Origin of the sequence: Paenibacillus jamilae, from assembly GCF_050482105.1 — a bacterium.
Lineage (GTDB): Bacteria > Bacillota > Bacilli > Paenibacillales > Paenibacillaceae > Paenibacillus > Paenibacillus jamilae_B.
Map to the genome: position 1 here is coordinate 1 of NZ_JBCNHI010000092.1, position 566 is coordinate 566.

1 protein-coding gene is annotated in these 566 nt (G+C 49.8%); it reads right to left on the bottom strand.

Annotation, left to right across the window (positions count from 1 at the left end; genetic code table 11):
* Nucleotides 1-566 (bottom strand): condensation domain-containing protein (locus ABEW32_RS26515; protein WP_430193297.1); only part of this gene is annotated, 566 nt, incomplete at both ends.

Here is a 566-nt window from a genome sequence, read left to right on the forward strand (position 1 = left end):
TTTTTCATAAACATCTTGTTACTGTAGCTGATCGTTAGCTCCAGGGCACCGTCCGTGATCATACCGTTGATATCCAGAGCATACCGCTTGGTCAACGTGTCACTAATGGAAGCTCCGATAGAATAAGGAGACATGCGGAATGCATTCTGCTTCAAATCCTGATCGAATTGGCCAAGATAGTTAAAGCTGATTTCCGGCTCGGCAACAAAAGCTGCTTTCCCTTCTCCGTCAGCAAGATATCTCAAAATCCCGTATCCAATCCCTTTATGCGGCAAACGGCGTAGCCCTTCCTTGACGTTCTTGACACGCTGTCCCACATTCCGGTCCTCGCCCATATCCAGGACCACCGGGAATTGGCTGGTAAACCAACCGACTGTGCGCGTAATATCCATATCTGGCAAAATCGCTTCCCGTCCGTGACCCTCCAGATTTACAAGCACCTGACGGATGCCTGCCCACTCTTGAATCGCCGTGCCCAGAGCTGTCAGCAGCAGGTCGTTTGCTTCTGTATTGTAGGCCCGATGAGCTTGTTTTAAGAATTGTTCCGTTTCTTCAACCGTCCATGC